The sequence below is a fragment of the Devosia sp. FJ2-5-3 genome, from assembly GCF_029201545.1.
GTDB lineage: Bacteria > Pseudomonadota > Alphaproteobacteria > Rhizobiales > Devosiaceae > Devosia.
Map to the genome: position 1 here is coordinate 3075436 of NZ_CP104007.1, position 26493 is coordinate 3101928.

Genomic DNA, 26493 nt, shown 5'->3' on the forward strand with positions numbered 1-26493 from the left:
ATATGCCGGACATCGATCTACCCGACACCCCGAAAGGCTCTCGGTTCGGCTGGCCTCGCCCTGCCAGACTGGAAGAGTTCAAGACACGACTACAGGCAAAAGACCTGCCCACAGACCGTGTGGTTTTTCAGGGTCTCAACCAAGACCTGCCGATCATCCGCGTTCCGATCGATCTCCCCAAATACCGTTTGGTCAACGGACGGACAGCCTCTCTCCAGGTCGAGCATCTCGCCCTCAATACGGACCTTCGTCCAGACCTCTTCAGCGGCGATCCAGAGATGTGGGACGCTCAGGAGGTCCAGCACGAGCTTCTGCTCAAGCTGGGTCGCCTGTCCGAGCTGGACGGCTATTTCGAAGACGCGGCCCACAAGCAGGTCAACCCGCTGTTGCTCGATGAGGAAGGCTTCGTCGTCAACGGCAACCGGCGCCTGTCAATGTGGCGCCAGCTCCTGCACGACGACCCCCAAAAGTACGGCCATTTCGAGCACATCGAAGTGGTAGTGCTACCCCATGCAACCGAAAAGGACATCAACCGACTGGAGGCGCAGCTCCAGATCGAGAAGGACATCCGGGCAGACTACAGCTGGGATGCTCAGGCCAACATGATGATCGCCAAGATGAAGCGCGATGACCTCAAAGCTGAGGAGTTGTGCAAGCTCTATAAGATGAAGGACAGCGATTTCGCCCAGCTGCTTGATATGCATGCCTACGCTGACGAATATCTCCGGTCACGCGACAAGGCAAACAGGTGGTCAGAGGTGTCCGGCCAGGAGCACACCTTTCAGCGTCTCGTCCAGAGCCGGTCCAAGCTCTCGGGTGTGGGACGAAAGGAAATCTTCAAGGAAGCTGCCTTCGCCCTGATCGACGATCCCGCCGCTGTCGGGCGTCTCTACATTGCCCTCCCAGAACTGGCGGCCAACCTGGACAAGGTCGTTGAACGGCTCGCCAGTGAACTAGAACTGGATACAACCACTCCAGATGACGGCTTGGACGATCTGTTCGGGGGCGGTCAGGACGTGGAAAGCGACGCCCAACAAGCTGGGCTGATGCAGGCGCTGAAGGACCCCGCCCAACGCGCGCAGGCCCGCGAAGCGATCGGGGAGGTTCTGGAGACCGAGCGGCAGGTCAAAAAGGATGTGAAGAAGGCCGGCTATCTGCTGGACCAGTGTGCAAAGGCGAACAGCTTCCTCACGGCCGCGGCAAAGGACGGCCTGAGACCAGAGTCCAAGCTGACGGGCGTAACCAAGCAGCTCGATGAGATCGAGACACGTGTCGCCGCCATTCGCGCCTACCTGGCCGAACATGCTTAGCCTGGCCTACCGGGCCAAGGACGGCAGGGCCGCTTTCACCTGGGACGCCGGGGATGGCGCTAGCAATTGGTCGGCCATGCTCACCCGGGTCGCCTATGACGCCAGCCCGGACACCACGCTGGAAGGCGTGGCAGGGTTTTCCCTGCCGTGGTGGGCGTTCGTCGGCGCTCGCGACCAGTTCCTGCAGGTGTTCCGCGCCAACGGATTGAAGTTCGGCTCAGGCCTTTCCATCACTCCCGAAGCCAAGGACCTTCTGCGGTCGTCGCAGCGGGCCGCAGAGAGCTATTGGGCAGCGTCAGGTGCGTCGCCCCTGTCTCTTGATGAGCTGAGGTCCTCGCTTGACGCTTCAGGCTTCGCCCGGAGCCTGTCCGAACACCAGGCTCCCAATGTGGCCCGCCTCGCCGCTCTCCCGGCAGCGGCAACCTTCTCGGTTCCGGGCGCCGGCAAGACAACCGAAGCGCTCGCCTTCTTCACGCTTCGCGCTCAGCCTGGCGATCGCCTTCTGGTGATCGCCCCAAAGAACGCCTTTGCAGCTTGGGACGAACAAATCCTGGAGTGTCTGCCAAAAGCTTCGTCCACCTTTTTGCGCCTACGCGGCGGTTACGACCGCATTCGTGCTGCCCTGGCGGCGGACCCACCACTGATGCTGATGACCTATCAGCAGCTGCCAAGGGTCCAAGACTTGATCACGCAGCACCTTGCCCAACACCGGACCTTCGTTTTTCTGGACGAAAGCCACCGGATCAAGTCAGGCGTGAACGGAGCCAGCGGACGTTCAGTCATCGAACTGTCGCACCTCCCGATCGGTAAACTGATCATGAGCGGAACGCCAATGCCCCAGTCGGTCAGCGATCTCGTTCCGCAGTTCCAGTTCCTTTATCCGGAAGTTCGCGTCGAGGAGCAGACGGTTGTCGATCTGGTGCGGCCAATTTATGTCCGCACCAACAAGAAGCAACTCGGTCTTCCTGCGGTCACCCGACATCTGGTGTCCTTGCCGATGGCTCCGGTCCAGCGGGAGCTGTACGAACTTATGCGCCTGGAAGTCGCTCGGGAGGCCTCCGCCGTGCTAGACGCCCGTGGTCGGCAGACCTTCCGCGCTTTGGGGCGCTCCGTCTCCCGCCTTCTTCAGTTCGTTTCCAACCCCTCGCTCCTCGCCGCCCAGATCGGCTTTGCTCACCACGACCTTCTTGCATCCGTGCTTGCCGAGGGCGAAGGTCCCAAGCTGGAATACGTCCTCAAGCGGGCCCGCCAGCTTTCGCACCAGGGCCACAAGGTGCTGATCTGGTCGTCCTTTGTCCGCAACGTCGAATATATAGCCTCACGGCTGTCTGATTTGGGCGCAGTCTACATTCACGGCGGGGTGGACGCCGGCGAAGAGGATGACGCCGACACCCGAGAGGGCAAGATCAAGGCCTTCCATGATGACCACAACGTCCGGGTGATGGTGGCCAATCCTGCCGCTGCCAGCGAGGGCATCAGCCTGCACCGCGTCTGTCATCATGCGATCTATCTAGACCGCACCTTCAACGCCGCTCATTACCTTCAGTCGGAGGATCGGATACACCGCTTCGGCCTGCCGGAGGATCAGGAGACGGTCATCGAGATTGTCGAATGCGTCGATACCGTCGATGAAACAGTTCGCAACCGGCTCGGCTTCAAGATCGGCGAAATGGCTAAGGCGTTGGAAGACTCATCCTTAGCGCCGGACCCCATCCCGATCGACCCGGTCCAGGTCGGAACCGCAGATGTCGAGGACTATGTTACCGGGCTTCAGTTGGAGGACATACAAGCGATCGCCGCTGAACTGGGGCAGCCGAAGTGATGCTCCTTCTGTCCCCCGGCCTCGCTCAAGCAGGCATCGCCCTGCTCGACCTTCTGCAAAGACGCCCTTTGTCTGTGCCGGAACTGCTTTCCGGACTTCCCAAAGTCGGCGGGATGTCGTCGACCGCCGCTTTCTCGTTGGCGGAAGCTATGGCTTGGCTGGACATAAATGAAGCCGGTCAGCTGCAGGTCTCAGCTGCTGGTCTCAAGGTCCACTCCGCCGACTGCTATGAAGCGGCACTGCGCTGCATCCTGTTTCACTATGTCGAGACCCAGAGACCCGACTGGCTCCAGAATGCCGTCTATGGCCGCTCCCGAGTTCTGAACTTCTGCCCTGTGGGAATCCGTCAGGTCTTCGTTGAAGCCGGCCTGGCCGGCGCACCCGACGACGAAGTTGTAAACTTCTGGGATTGGCTCGCCGGCATCGCCCGAGGTTTACAGAATGATCATCTTCTCGCCATCGGGCGCGAAGGCGAGCGACTAACGCTAGCCCACGAAGAAGCTCGCACGGGAACCCCGGCCCGCTGGATCGCGATCGAGAGCAACCAGGACGGTTATGACGTACTTTCGATCAGGGCTGCGGACGACCGCGCCTTTCTCTCTATCGAGGTTAAGGCCAGCCAAGGTGGGATGGGTGGAGCGCTGCATCTCACCAGGCACGAATGGGAGATCGCGCTCGATCGCCCCCTCCACGTGTTTCATCTTTGGGACTTGTCGTGCGCGCTGCCTAGGCTAGCAACCGTTACAATGGATGAAATGGCGGTCCATATCCCGACCGATGCGGGTGCTGGCGGTTGGGAAGGTGTCGAGGTTCCCTTCAAGGCATTCGAGAGCCTCTTTGGCCCGGCCTTGCCCTGATCAGGCCGCTGACTTCTGGAGACGATGCCAGGGCAGGGTATTAAACCAAGCCCCCACAAGCAGCCCACTCAGAATAGGCAACGCATGGGTGGTCAGCTTCTTGGATCCCGGAATACTGTCGCCTTCCTCGCCTGCTGCCGCAGCCTCCATCACATAGCCAATGACCGCGTGCTGCTCATCGGTTGCGGCGGAGAGCAACTGCTGGTGAACCTTGCCAGCCAACTCGCCCAAGAGGTCCGCGATCTGATAGGGGCGAAGACCGCCAGCGCGGTGTGACCATGCGGCCTGGAGATCGTTCGGAGTGCTCGCCTGCAGCACCTGGGTAGCATTGGCGAACTCGACACCCAGAGCCATCATCAGGGACCGCAGCAACGGTGACTTACGGAGCTTGCAAAGCAGGTCGCCATCGAGGGTGATCTCGCGGATATCGATGGAAGGGCCGAAGAAGAAGCGGACCTGCCAATCCTGCTCCCGCCCCCGTCCGTTAGCGAGCTCAAACCTCATGCCGCTCTTGAAACGCAACCCCGGCAAGGCGGCCCGGAAACTGCGACCCGCCGGGTATATACGGCCTTCCGTCGTCGGCGGCGTCACCGGCGCCGCAGCCTCAGGCAGACGTAATCTCAAACCGGCTTGCGCGTAGGGAACGAGATCGTCAGCCGATACGTCCTGGGCTGCTTGAGCGACCAGATAGGTGAAGGTCGGCGGAATGGCGTTGCCGACCATCTTCGCCTTCTCAGGGAAAGAGCGTGCATAAAATTGGTAGGTAATTGGGAAGCCTTGGAGGCAGGCGCGCTCCCGAATATTCAACCGCCGGAAACCGCCGGAACTATCGCCGATCACGATGCTCTCGCGCGAAACGCGCGTGCACGTGGCCGTGACGGTCCGGGCCGGCACATCCATTACATCCGGGAAGGCCATATTGTTGTAAACCGGATGATAGGTCTTGGCCTCGCGATTCATGCGGAGTTCCTCCGCATTTAGAGCGCGTTCCACCTCCCGTTCCGTCACCATTTCCGCAGGCAGCGCGCAGCCCCAGACGGGATCGATGACATTGTCGTCCGCAGCGATCGCCTCGACAACATCGCCCAGGGTCCGCCGCGGCAGACGCGGCTGGTAGGTCTTGATCAGATCGAAGGGAATATTGCCTGCAATGCATCGCCGACGCGACTGAGGCGTCCCGTAATCGGAAAAGTCGATGATCTCGATCTGCATGCCGAGCTCGCGGAAGCGATATAACGGATGCTTAGCATCAGCCATGCCCCGCTCAAGCACCTGCGCTACTCGCGGCACATTCTCGAGCGCCCAGAATTTGGGTTTCAAATGCTCCACGACCTCAAGAAACCGCACAAGGTCCTTGAGCCCCTCGTCGAGATCGCCTCCGCCTCCCCGGTTCGAATAGGAGAACTCCGTGCAAGGTGGGCTGCCGACGACAAGGTCGATATTCGACGGGAGGTTTTCTAGTTGCAACTGCCGGACATCGGTGGGCTTCAGGGAACCCCCGTGATTGCCGTTGTGGGTATCGACCGCAGGCTGCCACCACTCATAGGAGGCGACCACCTCGACGCCGGCCAGACGCAGCCCTAAGCTCCATCCGCCAACGCCAGCATAGAGATCAATTGCACGCACCAATAATCACCCAAGCGCGATTCGCGCACATGTTCCAAGGCCCAACAGTTTAGCTAACCAGCGGCGAAGTGCAAGATCCAAGCTTAGATTCCTGCAATGTAGCCGACTATGAGCTGCCGCTTGTCGCTGTCCTAGGTCTTCAAAGGTCCGTTCATTGGGTGCTACCGCATGCTGCGTTGTTGAGCTTCGACGCAGGAGCATGCACCAACAGGGCCTCACCAAAGCTTTCGGTTCCACGGATGTCGCCTTCTTCAACGCCCCGTCGCAGAGTTGATGGTCACCTGGACTGTTCCGAAGAGCTTAACAAGCGGTAAACGCTGGCCCGGCTGATGCCGAGTTCCTTTGCGATCGTAACCGGTTTGGCGCCGCCGGCGGCCATTTCCTTGACCTTCTTAGCATGACGTTGTGCGGTCTTCTGCCGCCCAGTATAGCGGCCCTCTCGCTTGGCCTTGTCTATGCCTTCGCGCTGCCGCTCCAACATGATCTCCCGCTCGAATTGCGCGATGGACCCGAGTAAGTTCAAGAGCAGTTGGCCCATGGGTGTGCTGGTGTCGATATCGGGGTTGAGGATGCGAAGCGTAACGCCCTTGTGCTTGAGGTCCTCAGCAATGGCCACCAGGCCGGAGACGGAGCGGGCGAGCCGGTCGATCTTGGTGACAACGAAGGTGTCGCCCTGGCGGACATAGGCCATGGCGATGTCGAGTTGGGCGCGCTCGGCAACGCTGCTGACCTGCTCGCTGTATATGCGATCGGCACCAATGGCGGTGAGGTCTGCGAGCTGGGCCTCAAGTCCAGCAACTTGGTCAACGGTGGACGTGCGTGCATAGCCGATAATCTGGCCGGCTGGGGTCTTGGTCATAGTTTGGTCCCTTGTTTCAATAGGATCTAGGCATGCTGAGAATTTCGGCCGAACTGTCCCACATGGTCGTTGTAGGACCCTTGGGAGACAGTTTCCGCCGAGTGCGGGCTGTCGCTCTTGAGCAGGGTCTTGTGGGATGCGGCATCGCGGCGACGGCGAAAGGCCTTGTCGGCCCATGTGTCGAGCACGTCGGCCATCGCTTCGGCTTCGGCATTGCCATGGGCGTTCAAGGCTGCATGGGCTTCGGCATAGCTGAGCGTAGCGGCAACCAGGTCGCGGCCATACCGGGCCGACCAGCGGTCCACTTGGTTGGCGAGAACGCTCTTACCTATCGCCTGTGCCTCCGGATCGGACAGAAGGGCCATGGCCTTGATCGCCAACATAATCTGGTCGGCAATGACAAGATCGACGGGCGGGGCGAACCCAGTCTGATGCAGGGCCCACCAGCGGGAGCGCTGCCATCCATCGCGACCGAAGGTCTCGACATGGGAGAGGAAGGTACCCGTAAGATTGAGGTCGAGCAGCTTCATCCAGACCGGAGAGGGGATGGAACCGACGAGGGTAGTCTCATCGAAACTTGGGCCAGGATCCGTGCCGGCCTCTATACCCAGCTTCTTCGCCATCTTGGCGGTGATTACGCCTGACTTCGTACCACGCAGGGCCTCGAAGAATTCAACGAACCGGCCCTCCATCTCGGCGTCGCCGGCAGCTGCGAGTTCGGCAATGTCAAAAGGTGACAGGCTGGTGTCTTCGTTTACGGCGTCAGCCAGCTTGCCCTCAACGTCGGCGCGACGGTGATGATGAGCGGGGTAAGCATTGGGCCTGGCATCGAGGATGGTGGCCGATTGCTGTGCCGTGCTGGCGTGGTATCCTGACTGCGCCAGGCGCTCCACGAAGCGGTCGATCAGCATGGCCGATCCCGCCCGCAAGGCTTCCAAGTCGGCGGTGAGGCATGGCAGTGTCACATGCAGATGCGGGTGCCAGCCACCGCGACCGCTCCAGCGCACATGTGCATCAGTCATCGCACCAACCGCCTGCATCAGCGGCTTGATCTTCTCGTTCCAATATCGGTCGGAGCGCGCCCCAGTAGATGCCGACTTTAGGGCGGCCAGCAAGGGGGCGAGCCTGTCGTCGCGGTCGTGCTCGATGGTAAAGACGAATGTGATCATCGTCCCGCCCATGGCGGTGGCGGCCTCATGAGCGAGTCGATACCGTTTCGCACGAAGAGCTGCGATCCGACGGGCGCACATGGGACACGCCTCGCCATTGCCGCAGCGGTAGATGCCAGCCGCAGATGCCCGCTGGGTACCGTTCCCCCGCTCCACGAGGTGCACGTTGACGTTCTTGCTGCGTGCATGGCCGCAAACACATACCGCCGGTCCCTTCCCCGTTGGAGGGGCGAGCATGTCCTGAATGGGCCGAACCAGGTGCCGGTAGTCATGTTGCGGCTTTTGAGTTTCCGTCTTGGGGATATGGACGGCCTCCCTGAGGAACTTAATGACTACGTCCCCCACGGCCTCCTCATGAGCGGGCTGCTCGTTATCGCTGGAACCCATTGTCTCGCTCGGTGCAGGGGTTTCGATGGTTGCCGCGGGCGGGGCATCAGGGGGCTCGCTGGCCGCTTCCGCTGCCTTAGAGGCCGCGATTACCTCCTCAAGGTCGATCTGCACCATGCGCGGCGCACGAGGCCGACGGGTCTTCTTGGCCTTCGGCGCCAAGCCGCTGAGTTCCGCGCCTTGGGGCGGAGGGTTACGTTTTGCTGGCAATAGGCCGAGGGCAAGGTTATACTCGTCTATGAGGTCTTCCAGGTCGGTCTGATACACGGGCCGTCTCCATGCAACGAGAATTCGCTGCGTTGGAAAGATGGTCTGGCAAGAGCCGGAAAGTGTACAGATACAAGGGGTTAGGCCCTGCCAGGCGTCCGGAAGCAGGGTTGGGCGTAAAGCTTGAAACCGTATCTGTGCCGCGTCAGGTTGCCCCTGTGGGCCCCTCCGCTATGGTTGTCCGTGTTCCTACAGTTACTCCCCGCCGAGGGGCTTACAGATCATTCCAGGCGTCTCACAGGGCCGTGTCGCTACGGCAACACTCAAAAGAGATTCCGTACAATCGGCATGATGGAGTGCATATCCGGCGTTGCGCCGGCGAGGAAATGCACTTCAAGGCAAATGGACGAGCTGCCGCTGACCCATTCGAGGGTGCCCGTATTACCCGAAGTCCAACGGCAGTCCCCAAATGTTCCGCGCCTGCGGGTTCCTTGGACCATAGCTCCGCCGGTTCCGCTCCACCTTGCTGCCGGCCCATGCGATGAAGGGAGCGCCGCAGTATGCGATGGCCGGGAATACCTGTACCAACCGCCGCGCCATGACGACTTCTGCCAATGCCTCCATGGCATTGCGGCGCTCGGCCTCCATCTGGCCCATCTGGCTCATGCGGTCGGCAGCCTCGGCCTTCTCCACCCGCGCCAGGTTGCTGCTGGCGCCTGATGCAGCGCGTTCGGCAGCAATGAGGTCAGCACGAAGGGCGGCAATTTCACACTCGATGGATTCCGTACCCGTGCTCTCGGCCTGCCGTCCGAGGAGCCGGTCCAGAACCGTGCGGGGCGGCGGGGCCATTGCCGCTTCCCGCTCCTGCGCTTCGCGATAGGCCGAGAGCACTTCGGCATGCTTGGCGTCGGTAGCGTCCTTATAGAGTCGTGCCGCGTGTAGCCGGTGGGATACCCTGATCGTGGCCCTGGCCTCGGCGGCTGCAATTCGCGCCCGCGCCTGCTGCTCCTGCACCGCCAGAAGCTGCTGGACGCGCTGAGCGGACGATTGGTCGGAGCAGGACTTCGACAACACCATCACCCCGGCAGCGAAACTGTCGATGGCAGCGGTCAGTCGCTGTCGATCATTCGCCGCAAGATGTTGGCTATTCCCGGTTGGTCCAGCTTCTGGTGAAGCGCCTCGAGGCTCTGATCCACCTGCTCCATGCGCGTAACGATGGTTTGTAGCAGGCCCAGCATCGCGTCCAGCACGGACATACTCTCCCCCTTCATCGGCAGCGCGGTGACCCGCGCTAATTGCAGGATCGTCGCCACGTCCTGCCGAAGGGCCTGCGTGTCTGCGTGGATCAACTGCGCTGCGTTGTTCGAGCTGCTCGTAGTAGTCATGATCGTTCTCCATGAGGGTGTTGAATTCGGCCTTGCGCTGGCGAGCGAGGCGGTGGGCGGCACCAAGAAACTGACCGTCCGGCCCCAACACCACCCATGTTCCGGCCTTTTCACCCTGAGCGAGGGCGAGGCCATGGGCGGTGAGCCGCCGGTGGAGTTCAGCGCCCGTGGGGCTATCGGCCCAGGCCACACGCATATTGTTACGGACAATGGCGAGGTCGATCCCGGCCCGCTTTGCCGTCTGATGCTGGACGCTGGTAAAGGCAGCAGCCGGGCGCTCGCCTCGACCCAGATGAGCGGTAAGCTGGTCAGCTATATCGGCCTTACCTTCCGCTCGCAGGGCAGCAAGGACCGATAGATCGTGCGCCCCCGCGATGATGGGATGGTTGAACAGGAGTTCGACTTGGCGGGCGATTTTTTCATGCCGCGCATGATCAAACTTTGAGGACAATACCCGGCCTGTTGCAGGATTCGTTTCAGGAACCACCACGTGCCAGTGCTGGCCAGCCACCTCCGACACGGCGCGGGCCTTGGTATGCTGCACTATTAGGGTTGAGGCTGGATCGAACCCGAACTCAGCCCCAAGCATATCGACTACCTCGTGGAACTGCCGGCGGTCCATGTTCACCTGCGGCGCGACGATGAAATGCCTCACCGCATAGCTGCGACCGAACTGGCGAGCATCGGCCACGGCATCCTTAAGGTCGGCGAGTGTGCCCTGCACGATCTCGACTGCCTCGTTGTCGTCTGCACTGGTCAGGTGCCGAGCCAACGCCCCAGCGCCTGTCGAGGTCCTGACGCGCGTGGCTTTGATCAACATGTCAGCGGCCCAGCATTGTCTGGGCGTCGGCACGGGCCTGTGCCAAGTCGTCGGAGCGGCCATAGCGCGCCTCGATCGCGTTGATGCGGCGGCGGAGCGCGGCCAAGGTGGTGCGATCCTCAACGTTAAGAGGCTCCTGCATCCCCAGATGACCACGGAGGCTACGCCGGATCAGTTCGGAAACGGTGATGCCCTTCTCCTCGGCAGCATGCTCAGCAGCTCTCTTATCGCGGGAGGGAAGGCGGATTTCGAGGCGTTTGTCGCAAGAGGGCATGTTCATCACCTTTCTGGGGGTGCACGGGGGGTCCCCCTGCCTAGCTGATGCCGGTCCGGCATCATGGCTGGCTCCCTATGAACCAGCGTTCCAATAGGTTCAGGTGCGAACTTCCATATTGCAACTGCCGTGTACGGACCAAAATGACATGTGCGCTAGCATACCATTCGGCAGGCCAGCCTGCCGGAGAGACGAAGGCGGGGAGCCCTCACATAGCGGACAGCCTACGGCTCGCTTTTGGATGTAGTTGCTCGTCCGTCCGACCGAACGGCTGCTCCAAGCCGGTACTGGGCCCCAAACGTCTAGAGGGTCAGGGAGCGCTCTCGAACTCCATGAGCGCGAGACTGATGTTGTCGGGCGCCCCGAGCTCGAAGCAACGAGCGATTAGTCGTTCGAGCGTCGGGGCGGGATCGTCTCTGCCGAGAATGCGTTCAATTTCGACATCGCCGACCACATCGGTAAGACCATCGGTGCACAGCAGAATGCGATCGCCCTCCTGCACCTCGAATTCCCCCTGCGAAGGCAATATCTCGGTGAAGAACCGGCCCCCGCCAAGCGACTGCGTGATCGAATGGTCGCGTCGACCCCCTGCCAGTACCGCTGGGACATGGTCTTTAGAAATTTGGGTCAGGTTGCGATCTCTTGAAAGGTACGCTCTCGAGTCACCTACGTTGAACCATCGGCATCGCCGTTGCTCGATGGCGACACCCACGATCGTGGTTCCCATACCCAAGAACTCGCCGTTGGCCATGGCAGCTTCGTAGATTGCCCGATTGGCTGCCCGCAAAGCCACTGCGACACCATCCTCGGTCAGGAGCTGCCGATGCAGTGCCTCCAGTTTGGTCAGCGCCATATGGCTTGCGACTTCACCCTTGGCATGCCCGCCCATGCCGTCCGCGATCAACACGTATTGATTTGGCGCTTTGCTCTCCAACCCGATCGCAGGGCCTTCCACGGTCCTCCGACCGCAGATCGAAATTCGATCCTCGTTCGTATCGCGGACCGAACCGGTCGACGTCGCTGAAGCTATTCGCCACATGACGCGCTCACCTCGCAACTCTCGTGAGATAGGCGGCGACGCTCTCGGGCTCATTCATGACGAAGCCCGCGAACTGTTCGAACGATCTAATGCGACCGTGATTGCTCAGCATCGGCCGGTTCGCCACGAGCGCGACCCGGTTGTCCCAGGAAAGATGGTAGTACCTTCTCTCCTTGGTGTCCCTGACCTGGAGCGCTGCGGGAAACCTGGTGCTGAGCTTGGCCAGCCCGTCGAACGCCTGAGCCCAATCCTTACCACGTGAACGCCATTGGTTCGCTTCTTCGTTCAGCAGGATGTTCACCTGCACCCCGCGCTTCAGCAGTTGCTCGAGCGCACCGATGAAATCGCGATCGACTATATGGGGAGCGAGCCCTCTGGTGCTGATGGAGATCGAGCTTCTCGCCTCCGACAGAGCGCGGCGCAGGAATTCGGACACTTCGTAGACCGCAGCGGGGCGCGCCGGCGATTGCGTCAGCGACCGTCGCGCTTCCGTTTCCGCCGCCAATGCGGCCTCGATCTCGCTCGGAGCCGGTCGTTGATCCTCGGAGTTCTCGCCGCGGTCGACGGCGTCGATCCGGCGCTGGACGGCTGCCACCTTCAACGCGGCGAGCGACACGGCCCTCTGCCTTACGAGATAGTCCTCCTGATCGAGCACCATTCGCGCCACGTCCTGGCCAAGGTGCGCGCGAACGTTAGATTTGATGTACCCATCCGAAAAGGCCTTGACCAATCCCTTGCGGATGTTGCCGCTATGCTCGGCGAAGCGCTGCTCGAGGTTCTCGTCCGGGACGCCGTTCACTATGAAGCGCGTTCTGATCTCGCCTTTCCTGGATCTGAATACCAACGCAACGACCCTGCGAAAAACGCGCCTGTAGCGAGCAATGCGTTTGACACGCAAGAGATCGCGGCTTGCATCCTGACGCCCCGGCTGGTCCGAGAGGACTTGGTCGATCTCCGGCAGGCTCAGGTCATTGATAGTCGGTTGCGTTGGTGGAGTAGCCGGAATCTCTGCCAGCGCGCCGTCCTCCACCTCCTTGGTAAAAGCAAGGTCCAGACCGAGGGACCCGACCGGTTTGCGCGTGATACCGTCGAAGAGGATGGTGAGCACCTCCTCGGCGGGCGTCGAAACGCCTTCCGCCAGCGCCTTGCGGCCTAGGTCCGTAATCGCGACCTCGTCGCCATAGGCGATGAACTTGTCGGAAGCGAGGTCGGCCAGGGCACCGCGCACTATAGAGTCCTCAAGTCCGAGAAAACCCACGAGATCGTCAGCTGAAAGGCCCTCGACCAAGCTCCGGAGCACGAATTCACGGATCGGCTGTAGCCCTTTGCGAACGACGCTCACGGCTTCGACATTAAGCTGCCACAGCGGCACCGCCGCTTCCGCATAGTCGAGCAGCTCGAAGCCGGACAGCTCCTCGTAGCGACGGGCAATCTGATCAGGCGTCATCGAGGGTCCTTACTTCGCAGTCCGCGGGAGTGCGTTCGATGTAGTTCACGACGTCGTACATCGGATGGGTGGTGGGCAGGCGCGTGCAGAATGTGTGGTCGCCGACGATAAGGAGGAGGCTTCTAGCTCGGGAAAGGGCGACGTTAAGGCGAGGAGGCTCGCTGAGGAAGCCAGCATCTCCACGCTCGTTCGACCGAACGACGCTGTAGATGCAGATGTCCGCCTCCGACCCTTGAAAGGCGTCGACCGTGTTGACCCGGATGGTGAGGTTCGGCCAGGTTGCGCGATAATCCCTTATGGCGTCCTCCAGATATCGCACTTGCGCGGCGTAACCGGCGATCACCGCCACCTCGTAGCTCTTCCGTCGGTTCCTCGCGACGAAGTCGAGCTGGGCAAGATGGTTCTTCACTACGCGACATTCCAGCGGCGACGCCCAACTCGTGCCTTCCTTCTTCTCTGGTTCTGCGGCTGTCAGGCGAGATGTGTCGAGCCATGTGACGAGCTTTGGGAACGTTGGGAACACGATCTCGGGCTTGACGATCGGGCTCTTGAGTTCGCCACCATAGAACACGTCACTAACCAGATCGCCGATCGGTCTGGCCATCCTGTACTGATGGAACAACTTTACCTTCGACTCCTGCGGCAGCGTCCTCAAAAGTCGATCGAACACGTTCTCCCGAATTTCTTCCTCCGCGTACTCGGCGAGCACGTTTGCGTTTAGGATTTGCCGCTCGAAGAACGGAGGAAGCTGCTTGGGGTCCCCCACTAGGATGGTGCGACGGCTTCGCGTCATTGGAATCAGCACCTCGGTTGCTGTCGCTTTGGACGCTTCGTCGACGATGCAGAGGTCAAACGCCACCTCGTTGACGCCGCGAACGCCGGCCAGCGCGACGCAGGTGGACGCGACAACTTTTGCAGAGGCGAGCATGGCGGAGTGGAAGTCCGACGATCGTCCGACCCGCTCCAGCCACTCCTCCTGTAGATGCATAAGCCGAAGATGCTCCTTCCCTTCCTCGCCGTCTCCGACGAGTAACGAGGCGTATTGTTCGAGTTCGTCCGGATCGATAGACGTGGAAAGTTCGTTGGCGATGCCTGGAAGGACGGCCAATTCGGCTCTGGTGGCCTCCTCATCGTGCAGTAGCGAACTCAACCTCGTCTTAATGTCCACTGCGTCGTCTAGGGCGGCCTCGGTCCTTCGACGCGTTTCCACCTCTTGGGTGACATCAGACGGATCCGGATTCGACGCGGCTTGCGCGCGCGCCTTCGCCGCCTCCTCGACCGCGAACTCCAAATCCTTAGCCTGCTGCCGGTCCCGGATCAGCAGGGCAAGCTTTATGGCCAGCGCTCCGGCGCGCAGCTCGTCGGGGTCCAAACCCTTTTCGGCGGCGCGTTCGGCCAACCACGGTCTGGCGACCTTGCGCACACCCGCCGCCCAAGTCTCCGCTTTGCGCTCAAGCAGGAAATCAGCCGCGGCAGGCGCGATGCGTTCGTTCTCCAGCCGCCCGACCCGGACGAGATTCACGTCCGAACTGCGCTTGGCCAGGCGCTCCAGCACATTGTCCAAGGCAGCATGCGTCTGCGAGGACAGCAGAACGCGATGCCGCGGGTTCGCATCGAGGTATTGCGCGATGATCTCCTCGATCAGCCGGGTCTTGCCCGTTCCCGGGGGGCCCTCCACGACCATCAAATCTCTGACGCCCAAGGCCTTGCGCAACACCGCCACCTTGTCGTCATCGAACTTGTCGCGTGGCTTGGTCCAAGGGACGTTGGCGAGCGGCGCTCTCGCACCTTTGCCGTTGAGGACAATCTCGCCCAGTTCCGGATTTATTGCCCTATCGTACGCGAGGTCGTCCAATGCACGGCGCTGCTTCTCAACCGCGCTCAAGGCGCGCCTCGTATTGACCTCCAATATGCCGTGGGTGGGGACGCGGTTGGCTTCGCCGAACGTGACCCGCATGGTCACCTGATCGCCGAGGACAGCAACGACCTCCATGGCAATGGCGGTGCCGTTGGAATTCACCAGACGATCCTGCCCCAGAAGATCCGAAGGCGGAGGCGAGGACAGCGTGACGGTCACCTGATTGTTGTTAACCGTGCGGTCGGAGTACTTAAGGGCGCTGGCCCGTCCTGTCTCGAAGTCCGACCGGGCCCGGAGATAGGCCTGCCAGAGTCTATAGACTCGATCGCGTTCGGATACTCGTCTTTCGCTACGAGCCACTTCGGAATGCGCGGCCAGAGCGAATATCTCATCGATGGCTGCCTCCGCTACCGCCACATCGCCCGGAGCTGCCTCGCGCAGCTCAAGGTTCGTGTCGTCGGTGTTCTCCCGCTGCTTCTCGGCCGCAGCCGACCCGATCTTGATCGCCTTCTCGACGAGAAGGCGTCCCGGCCGCGACGGCTGCCTCTGGGCTGTCAGCATCCACTGCTCGCCGATGATGCGGACGCGATCTTCGCCGTCAGCGGAAGCCCTTACCCGAGCTATGGTGGTGAAATCCTCCAGCAGAGCGGCATGCGGATCGGCCACCCCGTCGCCGAAGCTGCGCTCGAGACTGAACGAGCAGGCGTCACCGAAGAGCACGTGGCAGGTCAGCCGCGGTCGTTCTGAAGGCGCACCTCGAGCCTCCAGCCATTGCTCAATGTCGGCAAGCAGGAGATGAGCGAAGCGCGGTCGCTCTGCCGGGTCGTCGCTGATTGCCCTGGCGAGCACTTCGACGGGGCCGTCCGCAGCGCTAGCAAGAAGTGACCTGACGTCCTTGGGGTTTTGCGGCAGGGTCCCCGACAGGCAGCTCAACGCCATCACTGCCCACGAATAGCCATCCCGCGTGAACGAGTGAACTCCATCGTCGACTTCAGGAGGAGTGTAGGGGGGACTTCCGTGCTGCCTGAACGTTCTGCCGTTCTGGTGCAACGGCTCGTTGTGCTGGTAACTCTTGCTAATGCCGAAATCGGCAATCTTGGGCTCACCGCTTTCCGTCATGAGCACGTTCTTGGGCTTGATGTCGCGGTGCGCCAGATGTTTCGTCTGCGCCCAGCAAATCGCGCCGAGTATCGGCTTGCCGATCGAACGCCAGAACTTCGTCCAACCCATCGGACCGTTCCGAGATATCAAGTCGTCGAGATTGCCCTCAAGCCATTCCATGGCGATGTACGGCTGGTGGTCCGAATCGAGACCGTAATCGATCAACTTCACGACGCTGCGGTGCTGAGCCAGCTCCAATCCGCGATACTCGCGATCGAAGCTCTCCCTCATCAGCATCTCGTCCGCCCCGGCATGGAGCCTCTTGACGGCACAGAACTCGTCCCCGCCATGCTTGTCTACCGCCTTGTGGACCGAAGCCATGCCGCCGACGCGCGGCTCGCCGCCGAGCAGCAAGAATCGATCCCCCACCAATGTCTCGGTGACGGCTTCGCCAATATCCTTCAAATCCATAGCTCCCCCACGGCGGTGTCGAGCCGTTTCGGGACGATTCCCCGGCACGTTTCGGCTCGAGACCTGTATAATGTCGTGATAAAATCTCCACCGTCGATAGCAAACCACCATCCGCTGAAGAAATAATGCGCCCGTTCTGTGGGTCTATACTCGGCAGACTGCTTCGGCTCCTCTTCGGGCCCCGCTACAAATTCTCGTTGGCGTGTCCATGGTCTGCTATTGAGGCATGACCGGTGAAACCTACGCAAATTGTCTCGCAGCGGCGTTTGGACTTCAGAGAGACAGCTCTTGCCCATGCTTGCCGAGCCTCGATGCAGGCGTGAGCGCGCAGCCACCCGCAAGTGTCTTAGCGCCGCGGCAGTCTCCAGCCGGCCCGTCGATTTCCACAAAGAGTATATTGCTGTTGTGGAAGGTCGCCGACTGCCCTTGCCACTGGTCCACCAGACTGGTCCACTCACCCTCGCGACCTATCGCTCTAAAGCCAAGGATTCTTGGGGTTCCGGCAACTTCTAAAATGGATGTGGGAATCCAGGTTCCCCAGCCAATCTTTCGGTTCAAGCCGAATAATCTCGATACGGCCCTGTGAAAGGGCTGCCGGTGCATTTCGGCTATATTCCTCTATCCCAGTAGCCTGCGCTCATAGCCGCACGTAGTGTCGGCCAGCGACCTCTTGGTCGCGCCAAGCCAAATCCTGCCCGGCAGTCGGCAATCTAGGCAGCTACCCTAACTCCTCTCGCACATCGAATTGCACTGGCCTTCATGGCGAGAAAGAATCGGTAGCTTCCAAACCTGAGCGCGAGTCACTTCCCTGCACTTGCACCATCTCCGGTTCTTTCCCGCCGATCAGGGACGAGGGATCATTGGGACAGAAATGCAGTATCTGGGGATGCCTGGACATGGCCGATGCACTGGACCGGTTTGGTGCGTCTGTCCCCGCCTGGTCTGGTCGGCGCGTCACTCTGAGGTGTTATTTCCTGATCATCAGGGCGTGAAGATCCCCGGCATCCCATTCCGGGCGGCTGCTTACGCGAATGCATCCGCCTGACCCGCACAATCACAGCCAAATTCGGATTGTATATTGGCTGAATGTATTACAAACTTTCCATCCAAGGCGGGGGGAGGTCCTCGCTGGCTCGTTTCGTTTCAGCTGATTGGAAGTCCTCATGGGCAAGGTCGATATCGCGTTCGACAGATATTACACTTATGAAGAGATGACAGAGCATCTCAAGGCGCTGGCGGCTGCTTATCCCAAGCTCGCCAAGCTGACCTCCGTGGCCAAGTCGCATCGCGGGCGCGACGTCTGGCTGATGGAAATTACCAATCCCGATACCGGCCCGGGGCTCGAAAAGCCCGGCTTCTACATCGATGCGCAGATTCATGCCGAGGAGCATGCGACCAGCGCAACGGCGCTGTATGGCGTCTGGTATCTGCTGACCAATTACGGCAGCGATGAAGAGGTGACACGCCTCGTCGACAGCCAGGTCTTCTATGTGTTGCCGCGCATCAACCCCGACGGTGCCGAACTCTCGCTGATCGAACCCTATCACCCCTGGTGCGGCAATGGCCGCTTCCTGCCGGGCGAAGACCGTCTCGAAGGCCTTATCCCGCAGGATATCAATGGCGACGGTTATATCGTCAACATGCGCGTGCCCGATCCGCTGGGCGAGTGGAAGAAATCGGAAGCCGATCCACGCCTGATGGTGCAGCGCGAGCCGGGAGAGGAAGGCGGGGACTATTACCGCATCTATCCCGAGGGGCTGATCCGCAATTACGACGGCGTCCATGTCCCGATCGAAAAGCAGCAAGACGGGAACATGAACCGCAATTTCCCGACCAATTGGTCGCCGCAGGAATATGGCGCGGGCGAATACCCGTTCTCCGAGCCTGAGGCGATGGCTATGGGCCGGCTGGTGCTCGACCATCCCAATATCTGCGGCATGTGTGCGTACCACACCCATGGCGGCATCATTCTGCGGCCCTCGATGATGAAGTACGATGCCGACATGAGCCCGCGCGACCTGGCGCTCTACAAGGACCTCGGCAATGTCGGCACCCGCATCACCGGTTATCCGACCATTTCCACCTACGAGGATTTCACCCCCAACAAGTCCATGGCGCGCCACGGCAGCCTCAAGGACTGGGTCTATGAAGAGATGGGTATCATCTGCTTCTCGACGGAGCTGTGGGATCTGGAACGCGAGGCAGGCGTCGAGAAGAAGGGCTATCTGAACTTCGGACCGCGTGATGCCGATGCCCAACAAAAGATTTTCAGCTGGGTGCTCGAAAACGTCGGCGAAAAGGGTTTTCGCGAGTGGGAAAAGTTCGACCATCCGCAGTTGGGACCGGTCGAGGTCGGTGGCATGGTCTATATCTGGAGCTACCGCAATCCTCCTGGCAAGCTGCTCGAAGAGATCTGCCACAACAACACCATGTTCAACCTTCGCCACGCTGCAGCAGCGCCGCAGGTCAAAATCAACCAGTTCGAGGTCGAGGCCCTCGGGTCGGACCTCTACAAGGTCTCGGCCGTTGTCGCCAATCACGGCTACCTGCCCACCAATCTCTCTGACGTCGCTATTGAGAACAAAGTGGCAAAGCCGGTGACCATCGAGCTCGCGCTCGAAAATGCCGAGGTGATCATCAACTCGCAAAAGCAGGTTCTGGGCAATCTGGCCGGACGCAATGAACGCAAAGCCGAGTTCTCCAACTGGCTGCCGCAATGGTCACCCACCAAGAAGCGCGCGGAATGGCTGGTGAGAGCAAAGGGGCCAGGCGCCAAGGTAACGGCCGTCTCCGTTTCGGAGAAGGGCGGTACGCACCGGATCACCGAAGCGCTTGCCTAAGGCGCCGCGCTATCAAGCAGAAAGGGCCGGCCAGCGCCGGCCCTTTCAATTGTTAAGAGAATGATCTTCCTATTTCAGCGTCGCCGTCCAGCCCTCGATGGCCTCGTCGCGGCGCGGCTCGAAATTGATGCGATCCGACACACCGTAGAAATCGGGCTGGAAATAAAGGAAAATCCAGGGGGCGTCATCAGCGAAGATCTGCAGCATTTCGTTGACGATCCGGCTTTCCTCGGCGGTGTCGCGAACACCCTGCAAACTATCCCAGCGGGTCTGCCACTCCTGGTTGAACCACATGCCATTATTGACCGGTGCATCCCGGGAGGGGAAGAGCGACATGTCATAGATGGCACTCCAGGTCGCGCCACCCTGGCCGATGAAATAAAGCGGCCCTGCCCGATGTTCGCGGGCCATGGGGGAATAAACCGTCATGTCCATGAGGTCATTGGTGGTCTTGACGCCGACATCGCTCAGATATTGAGCGATCGCCTGCTGGACGGCGCCGTCATTGAGGTAGCGACCCTGCGGACCCTGCATGGTCAACTCAAATCGGATGCCGTCTTCGCCGCGCGGGAAACCGGCAGCATCGAGCATGGCTTCGGCCTGTTCCGGGTCATAAGGGTAGGCTTTTACATCAGGATTAGCCTGGTTGGCCGGGCCCGTGGCACGCTCACAGGCCGTTCCGAGCAATTGCTGGCAGATCGTCGGCACATCCACGGCCATGTTGAGGGCGCGACGAACCTCGACATTCTTGATGGCATCACCGCCCGGCGTCCCGTCGAAATTGCCGGAGAAATTGAAGCCGGCAAAGATGCGGCGGGTACCTGCAACCGCGACCACCTTCGCGCGGCCGCTGGCATTCACAGTCTCTGACTGATCGGGCGGGATGTTGACGGCAATATCGACATTGCCGGCAAGCAATTCAGCGGTTCGGGTGCTGGATTCCGGGATGACACGGAAGACGACGCGCTCGAACGGCACCTCGGACAGGGTCCAGTTGTCGTTTTTCTCAAGGACGACGCGGTCAGCGCGGACCCATTCTACCACTTTATAAGGACCGGAGGCGACGGGGGTTGATGCGGCCTCTTCGAGGCTCATCTTTTCGTAGCTGTCCTTGCAGTGAATGAAGATCTTGGCGACCATGCCCGGCACGGTGGAGGAGTAGCCCTTCACCTGGAGGACGGCGGTATCACTCCCCTCGGCGCGAGCACCGACATAACCGATCGAGGAATAAACAAAGCCTGGCGCATGGCCGATGAATTTGTTCTCCGGATCGGCAGCGCGGGTCAGTGTATAGGCCACATCCTCCGCATCGAGCACTTCACCATCCTCGCACAGAAGGCCTTCGCGGATCTTGAAGGAAATTTCCGTGCCCTCGTCGTTCCACTCATAGCTCTCCGCGAAATTCGGGACAATTTCACCCTCTGGCGTCACGCTGAGCAGCGTACCCCAGACGTGACTAGCGACATTTATCGAGGCTGTGACATTGAGCATGTCAGGCTCGAGCGATTCAATGTCGACCGATTGAGCGATGACCAGAGTATTTGCGTCGGCCTGGGCCAGGGCAGGCAGGCAGCTGGCCGCCAAGAGAAGTGCGGCCGCACTCACGTGCTTCAGCATTGGTAGTCCTTTCCAAAAAAAACGGCCGGACAAAGGTCCGGCCGATATGAAGGGATGAAGGATGATCTGGTGCTTCGGAGCGCTAACGCCCTTGTCCGGCAACGAAATGCCCCGAATGGAAGATCCTTTGAACTGCATTCCTGCCTCCCCCGAAACAGTCACCATCGCGCAAATTGTAATACATTTATAATTTGCCAATGTAAGACGATATTGAGGTCGAGTTCAGAACGCTGTCAAGATAGGCAGCAACGGACAGTTGCGTAATTTCAGGGCAGCGGATGCGCTATTCCCTAGACAAGCACTCGCGACAGGTCGTTTTTCTCGTAGAATTCCGACATGCTCACCGCCACCCCCTTCTGGCTGCTTTCGATGCCGGCGAAACAGAGGCTGAGCGAGCGCAGATGATCGCGGCCGTCGCATGGGGCGGGTGAGCCATTGCGGACCGACGAGATGAACTCGGCCAGCAGTGAAACGCTATCGTCGTAATAGGGGGCTGCGTCCGGCGTCGCGATGTCGATAAGCTCTGGATCGACGCTCCTGGCATAGGCGAGGTCAGAATGGAGTTTGCGCTGTACGAGAATGCCGTCAGCGCAATCGACCCGCCATTCGAAATTGTAGACGTTCCATCCGCCCGACCAGGTGCCGTGATAGTTGACTTCGACGCCGCCTTCGAGACCCAACAGGCAGTTCACATTAGCCTCGTGCGCATACATGCTCCAAGGCGGGTTCCATTCGCGACAGGCAATGGTCTCCACCTCGCGACCGTGAACGAAGCGGATGAGGTCGAGGTGATGAATGGTCTGCTCGAGCATCATCGGATGCTCCATGACCAATGGATAGCGATTGATACCCGGACGTTTACCGTTGCGATTGGTGCGGTAGTTGAACTGACCGAAACCCACCTGCCCCAGCTTTTCGCCCGTCAGCCACTGACGCATGGTCTGATTTACAGGCAGATAGCGGAAATTGAGACCGACGCTCATTGGCAAACGGGCCGCATCGGCCATTTCGACAATGGCGGCAGCATCCTTCAGGGTCGTGGCCAGGGGCTTTTCGGCCAAGATCGGCAGGCCGGCATCGAAAAGGCGCCGCATCTGCTGGAGATGCCCGTCTGGCGGTGTCACCAGTATGGCGGCATCGAACTGCCCCGAGGAGAGCGCGCTTTCCAAGTCGGTAAAGGCAGGAGTTTCCGGATTTTCGGCGCTGTAGAGATCAAGTGACGCCTGGCTGGGGTCAACGATGGCAGCGGTCAGAACATCGTCTGACATCTTGGCGACCTTGCCCCACATCCGGCCGCGGGTCCCTGCCCCCAATTGCAGTACGCGAAACGTCATAGAAAAATTCCCTCCAAAACTTTCTATATGGCGACTACTGCGCTTTTGTCAGATTGTCGACAATTAACTCCTGGATGGCATTTGTGAGCGGATCGCAACAATAGTCCGAGCGGCAATCACGAGGTCCACGCCCAACTGTTCGATCGGGCGCGGATTGTCTCGTTGAGCCGGTTTGCTCGAATGATCGTTTGCCGAGGAGGGTGGGCCCGAACCTCGGCCCGATTTCAGCCGGCGCCGATCGTCTTGGCCAAACCCCAATCCTCTCGGCATTGATGCCCGGTTTCAGTCCGTCGCCAGCGCCGCCGATGGCTCCGGTGTCCGGAATCTGCCACCAAGGTGGGAAGCAATGGGCCAGGCCTTGGCGAAATGGCACGCTGCCAAATGGCCCTCGCCTACGGACTGAAGCGGCGGCTCCTGGCTCTTGCAGATGTCCTGAGCGATCGGACAGCGCGTATGGAACCGGCAGCCGCCCGGTATGCTGATCGGGCTGGGCGGATCGCCAGCGAGAAGGATACGCTTCCTGCGCTTGCTGGGATGGGAGGCCGGTACGGCTGATAGCAGGGACTCGGCGTATGGATGGTACGGACCAGCAAAGAAAGCGGCTTTGGGCGCGAGCTCTACGATCTTGCCCAGATACATCACGGCCACACGATCAGCCATGTGCTTCACTGTGGCCATATCGTGCGAGATGAAGAGATAAGCCGTGCCTTTTTCTTCCTGCATGTCCTGCAGGATATTTATGACCTGCGAGCGCACGGACACGTCGAGGGCCGATACGGGTTCGTCTGCCACGATAAGACGCGGGCCCAGCGCAAAAGCGCGAATAATCCCGAGGCGCTGGCGCTGGCCGCCAGAAAACTGCCGCGGCCAGCTGTCGACATGTTTGGCGCTGAGCCCCACAGCCTTGAGCAGGCCTTCCGCCGTGCTCCGCCGTTCTGCCTTTCCGCGCACCATGCCGTGCACAGCAAGGGGCTCGGTGACGAGTTCGCCTGCCGTCATCCGCGGATCGAGCGACGAAAAAGGGTCCTGGAAGACAAATTGGATCTCGCGGCGGATATCCTTGAGCGCTCCCTGGGACATATGGGTGATGTCCTGACCCTCGAAACGGATTGTGCCCTCGGTGGCGTCGGTCAGGCGCAGGATGAGGCGAGACACGGTCGACTTGCCACAGCCCGACTCTCCGACCAGTGCCAGGGTCTCGCGCTCCGCCAGGGAAAAACTCAGCCCGTCAACGGCGCGCACCGATCCGCCGAAGATCTTTTTGAGATCCGTGACCTCAAGCAGCTTGTTCATCGGATTTGCTCCTAGCCCAGCAGGCCACCCGCTGAGCGGGAGCGACAGGTTCAAGTGTGGGGACGAGGCGGTCGCACTCGTCGCGCCGCTCCGGGCAGCGCGGATGAAATGCACAGCCTTTCGGCATTTCGGAGATGTGCGGCACCGCTCCGCCTATGGTCGGCAGCCGGTGTTGCTGTGCCGTTTCGACGGTCGGCGTGGCGTTGAGCAGCCCGAGTGAATAGGGATGCTGCGTGTTGTCGAACAACGCGCCGACGCCGGCCTCTTCAACCACGCGGCCGCCATACATGACGTTCACCCGGTCAGCAATTTCGGCCACCACGCCAAAATCATGGGTGATGATGATTATGGCTAGGTCCAACTCCTTTTGCTTGGCCCGCAAGAGGTCGAGGATCTGCGCCTGGATGGTCACGTCGAGCGCTGTTGTCGGCTCATCGGCGATCAGGAGCTTCGGCTCGCAGGCGAGAGCCATGGCGATCATCACGCGTTGGCGCATGCCCCCGCTCATTTCATGGGGGAAATTGTCGATGCGCCGGTGGGGATCCGGAATACCGACCGACTCCAATTGTTCGATGGCCCGGGCGCGCGCGGCCGTTCTGGACAGGCCGAGGTGCTTTCGCATGGGCGCCGCAATCTGTTCACCTACCCGCATCACCGGGTTGAGTGCCGTCATCGGCTCCTGGAAGATCATCGAGATTTCGTTGCCGCGCAGACCTTCCAGATCCTTGCGCGAGGCGCTTGTCATTTCTCGTCCCCTGAAACGCACCGACCCTCCAGTGATGCGTGCAGAGGTGGGCAGGAGGCGCATTGCAGCGAGCGCGCTCAGGCTCTTTCCCGAACCGGACTCGCCGACAAGGCCCAGGCATTCCCCGCGATTGACGCTGAGTGTGACACCTCGCAGTGCTTCGATCGGGGCGTCTTCAGGACCGAACGCAACTTTGAGATCGTTGATGGTGAGGAGGGGTTCGCTCATCGCGCGGTCCGATCAGGGTCGAGACGATCACGCAGGGCGTCGCCGAGAATGTTGAAGGAAAGCACCGTCAGCGTGATGGCCAGGCCGGCGAACAGGGCGGGCAATGGCGAGCCGAAGATGTTCTGCACGCCATAGCGAACGATATTGCCCCAGGACGGTGCAGGCGGTTGAGCACCGAGGCCGATGAAGCTCAGCGTCGCTTCCATGCGAATGGCGGCACCGATCCAGATCGTGGTCATGACCACGAGTGGCCCCGAGATATTAGGCAAGACGTGCCTCAGAATTGTCGAGTATGACGGCCTGCCCATGGCAATTGCCGCATCTACATAGCCTTCCTGCCGGACCGACAGTGCCGAGGCGCGCGAGAGGCGAATGAAACTCGGAATGAGGGCGAAGGAAATGGCGATCGACAAGTTGACGATGCCGGGCCCTAGCAAGGCCACAACCAGCACGCCGAGCAGCAGCGGATCGAACGACATCATCATGTCGGTGACGCGAGTGACGACACGCTCCGTCCAGCCACCGAAATAAGCGGCAGTGGTGCCCATGGTAATCCCGACCACCGCAGCAATCAGCGGCGAGACGAGCCCGATGGTCATCGAGAGGCGCGATCCTTCAAGAATGCGGGAAAACACGTCACGACCGAAATCGTCTGTGCCGAGCCAGTAGATTGCACTGGGGCCCTGGTCGCGCGCGCGGAAATTCTGCAGCAGCGGATCGTGCGGCTGAATGAAATCTCCAAAGACCACGAGGATTGCCAGGGCGCTGAGAAAGATGATCGAAAATGTTATGAAAATCCGGTCGAGCATCAGGCCGTCCTCACTCGAGGGTCGATCACCGCGTAAAGCAGGTCGGTCAGGAAATTGATGATCACGACCAGCACCGAGAGGATGACGATGCCCCCCTGGATCAATGTGTAGTCGCGCGAGGTGACGGCGCCGACCAGCAATTGACCGACGCCAGGACGGTTGAAAACAAGTTCGATGGCGATGGTGCCGCCCAGCGTCGCGATGATCGACAACGACAGATGCGTGGTCACGGGAAGCATCGCGTTGCGGAAGATATGTCGCCAGATAACGTTCTGGCGTGTCATTCCCAGAGCCTCGGCGGTGCGCACATAATCACGACCCGACACATCCAGGACCGCAGTGCGAGTGAGCCGCATCATGCCAAATCCCTTGAGCAGGCCAAGGGTCATTGCCGGCATGGCGAGGTAACGCAGGTCGAAGGCGTTGTCGCCGCCGCCAAGCAGTGGGAACCAGCGGAGGGTGAGGCCGAACAGCAAAAGGAAAAGTACGCCCAGGTAGAAGTCGGGCAGTGCAGAGCCGAAGAACGAGGTGATCCGGGTTACATGGTCGGCGGCCTTGCCGGCCTTCATCGCCGAGAGAACGCCAAGCGGGATACCGATCAGGATGCCGATGATCGTCGAGGCAATGGTCAGCGCGATGGTATAGGGCAGATTGCGCATCATTGTCTCGGTGACCGAGGCGCGATTGATCAGGCTGGTCCCGAGGTCGAAATTCACCAGGCCCCAGAGGAATTCGCCATATTGGACGAAGATGGGCTTATCCAATCCCAGCGATCGACGGACATTTTCGATGGTCTCGGCGCTGGCCTGATCGCCCAGCATGGCAATAACCGGATCGCCCGGCAAAAGCCGCATGGCGAAAAAAACGAAACTGAAGACCAGAAAGGCCGTCAGGATCGCATCGGCCGATCGTTTCAGCACGAAGCGAAGCATAGTGATCTCCTGGGAAGGCAGGACCCGGATCGCAGGGAGGTGCCGATCCGGGTCCCTTGGGGC

20 protein-coding genes are annotated in these 26493 nt (G+C 60.5%); 5 read left to right on the forward strand and 15 right to left on the reverse strand.

Features of this window, described 5'->3' with window-relative positions; all coding sequences use genetic code 11:
- The first annotated feature begins 2 nt into the window (after positions 1 to 2).
- From N0P34_RS14855 to N0P34_RS14865, 3 genes are read left to right on the forward strand one after another with little or no spacing between them, the layout of a single operon-like run.
- Positions 3 to 1310: a hypothetical protein gene (locus tag N0P34_RS14855; protein WP_275604000.1), complete on the forward strand. Its 1308-nt coding sequence runs from the start codon at positions 3 to 5 to the stop codon at positions 1308 to 1310.
- Positions 1270 to 3132: a DEAD/DEAH box helicase gene (locus N0P34_RS14860; RefSeq protein WP_275604001.1), complete on the forward strand. Its 1863-nt coding sequence runs from the start codon at positions 1270 to 1272 to the stop codon at positions 3130 to 3132. The genes N0P34_RS14855 and N0P34_RS14860 overlap by 41 nt, the downstream gene beginning before the upstream one ends.
- Positions 3132 to 3989 (forward strand): DUF3883 domain-containing protein, encoded by an 858-nt coding sequence (locus N0P34_RS14865; protein ID WP_275604002.1) that lies wholly within the window; start codon positions 3132 to 3134, stop codon positions 3987 to 3989. Before N0P34_RS14860 ends, N0P34_RS14865 begins: the two co-directional genes overlap by 1 nt.
- On the opposite strand, the gene dcm is transcribed toward N0P34_RS14865, so the two are convergent.
- The 5 genes from dcm to N0P34_RS14890 form a co-directional block, all read right to left on the reverse strand.
- Complete coding sequence (gene dcm, locus N0P34_RS14870; protein WP_275604003.1) at positions 3990 to 5615, reverse strand: DNA (cytosine-5-)-methyltransferase; 1626 nt, start codon at positions 5613 to 5615, stop codon at positions 3990 to 3992.
- Positions 5616 to 5892: 277 nt separating this feature from the next.
- Positions 5893 to 6474 carry a recombinase family protein gene (locus N0P34_RS14875; protein WP_275604004.1) on the reverse strand — a complete coding sequence of 194 codons (582 nt, stop codon included), beginning with the start codon at positions 6472 to 6474 and terminating at the stop codon, positions 5893 to 5895.
- A 26-nt stretch (positions 6475 to 6500) separates the two neighbouring features.
- Entirely contained in the window at positions 6501 to 7643 is a 1143-nt protein-coding gene (locus N0P34_RS14880) for a hypothetical protein (RefSeq protein ID WP_275604005.1), read from the reverse strand.
- A gap of 1035 nt (positions 7644 to 8678) precedes the next feature.
- Positions 8679 to 9308 carry a hypothetical protein gene (locus N0P34_RS14885; protein ID WP_275604006.1) on the reverse strand — a complete coding sequence of 210 codons (630 nt, stop codon included), beginning with the start codon at positions 9306 to 9308 and terminating at the stop codon, positions 8679 to 8681.
- Between the two features lie 38 nt (positions 9309 to 9346).
- A complete protein-coding gene (locus N0P34_RS14890) occupies positions 9347 to 9622 on the reverse strand; it encodes a hypothetical protein (protein WP_275604007.1) in 276 nt (91 codons plus the stop codon).
- On the opposite strand from N0P34_RS14890, the gene N0P34_RS14895 reads away from it, so the two are divergent.
- Positions 9621 to 9980, forward strand: coding sequence for a hypothetical protein (locus tag N0P34_RS14895; protein ID WP_275604008.1), 360 nt, complete (start codon positions 9621 to 9623; stop codon positions 9978 to 9980). The two genes, N0P34_RS14890 and N0P34_RS14895, sit on opposite strands and share 2 nt — an antisense overlap.
- A gap of 463 nt (positions 9981 to 10443) precedes the next feature.
- On the opposite strand, the gene N0P34_RS14900 is transcribed toward N0P34_RS14895, so the two are convergent.
- From N0P34_RS14900 to N0P34_RS14915, 4 genes are all read right to left on the reverse strand, one after another.
- On the reverse strand, positions 10444 to 10722 hold the full coding sequence (locus N0P34_RS14900) for a hypothetical protein (protein WP_275604009.1): 279 nt from the start codon (positions 10720 to 10722) through the stop codon (positions 10444 to 10446).
- 304 nt (positions 10723 to 11026) lie between these two features.
- Positions 11027 to 11755: a protein phosphatase 2C domain-containing protein gene (locus N0P34_RS14905; RefSeq protein ID WP_275604010.1), complete on the reverse strand. Its 729-nt coding sequence runs from the start codon at positions 11753 to 11755 to the stop codon at positions 11027 to 11029.
- A 7-nt stretch (positions 11756 to 11762) separates the two neighbouring features.
- The gene (locus N0P34_RS14910) at positions 11763 to 13202 is read right to left on the reverse strand and encodes a hypothetical protein (RefSeq protein WP_275604011.1); all 1440 of its coding nucleotides are present in this window, start codon (positions 13200 to 13202) and stop codon (positions 11763 to 11765) included.
- Positions 13192 to 16632: a serine/threonine-protein kinase gene (locus N0P34_RS14915; RefSeq protein WP_275604012.1), complete on the reverse strand. Its 3441-nt coding sequence runs from the start codon at positions 16630 to 16632 to the stop codon at positions 13192 to 13194. The genes N0P34_RS14910 and N0P34_RS14915 overlap by 11 nt, the downstream gene beginning before the upstream one ends.
- Positions 16633 to 17795: 1163 nt before the next feature.
- Between N0P34_RS14915 and N0P34_RS14920 the strand changes: the two genes are divergently transcribed.
- The gene (locus tag N0P34_RS14920; RefSeq protein ID WP_275604013.1) at positions 17796 to 19472 is read left to right on the forward strand and encodes a M14 family metallopeptidase; all 1677 of its coding nucleotides are present in this window, start codon (positions 17796 to 17798) and stop codon (positions 19470 to 19472) included.
- Between the two features lie 69 nt (positions 19473 to 19541).
- On the opposite strand, the gene N0P34_RS14925 is transcribed toward N0P34_RS14920, so the two are convergent.
- The 6 genes from N0P34_RS14925 to N0P34_RS14950 all read right to left on the reverse strand — a co-directional run bounded on the left by N0P34_RS14925 (position 19542) and on the right by N0P34_RS14950 (position 26430).
- Entirely contained in the window at positions 19542 to 21089 is a 1548-nt protein-coding gene (locus N0P34_RS14925) for an ABC transporter substrate-binding protein (protein ID WP_275604014.1), read from the reverse strand.
- Between the two features lie 290 nt (positions 21090 to 21379).
- A complete protein-coding gene (locus N0P34_RS14930; protein ID WP_275604015.1) occupies positions 21380 to 22423 on the reverse strand; it encodes a Gfo/Idh/MocA family oxidoreductase in 1044 nt (347 codons plus the stop codon).
- Between the two features lie 282 nt (positions 22424 to 22705).
- A complete protein-coding gene (locus N0P34_RS14935; RefSeq protein ID WP_275604016.1) occupies positions 22706 to 23716 on the reverse strand; it encodes an oligopeptide/dipeptide ABC transporter ATP-binding protein in 1011 nt (336 codons plus the stop codon).
- Positions 23700 to 24689, reverse strand: coding sequence for an ABC transporter ATP-binding protein (locus N0P34_RS14940; RefSeq protein ID WP_275604017.1), 990 nt, complete (start codon positions 24687 to 24689; stop codon positions 23700 to 23702). Before N0P34_RS14940 ends, N0P34_RS14935 begins: the two co-directional genes overlap by 17 nt.
- On the reverse strand, positions 24686 to 25498 hold the full coding sequence (locus tag N0P34_RS14945) for an ABC transporter permease (protein WP_275604018.1): 813 nt from the start codon (positions 25496 to 25498) through the stop codon (positions 24686 to 24688). Before N0P34_RS14945 ends, N0P34_RS14940 begins: the two co-directional genes overlap by 4 nt.
- Entirely contained in the window at positions 25498 to 26430 is a 933-nt protein-coding gene (locus tag N0P34_RS14950; protein ID WP_275604019.1) for an ABC transporter permease, read from the reverse strand. The genes N0P34_RS14945 and N0P34_RS14950 overlap by 1 nt, the downstream gene beginning before the upstream one ends.
- Positions 26431 to 26493 lie beyond the last annotated feature (63 nt).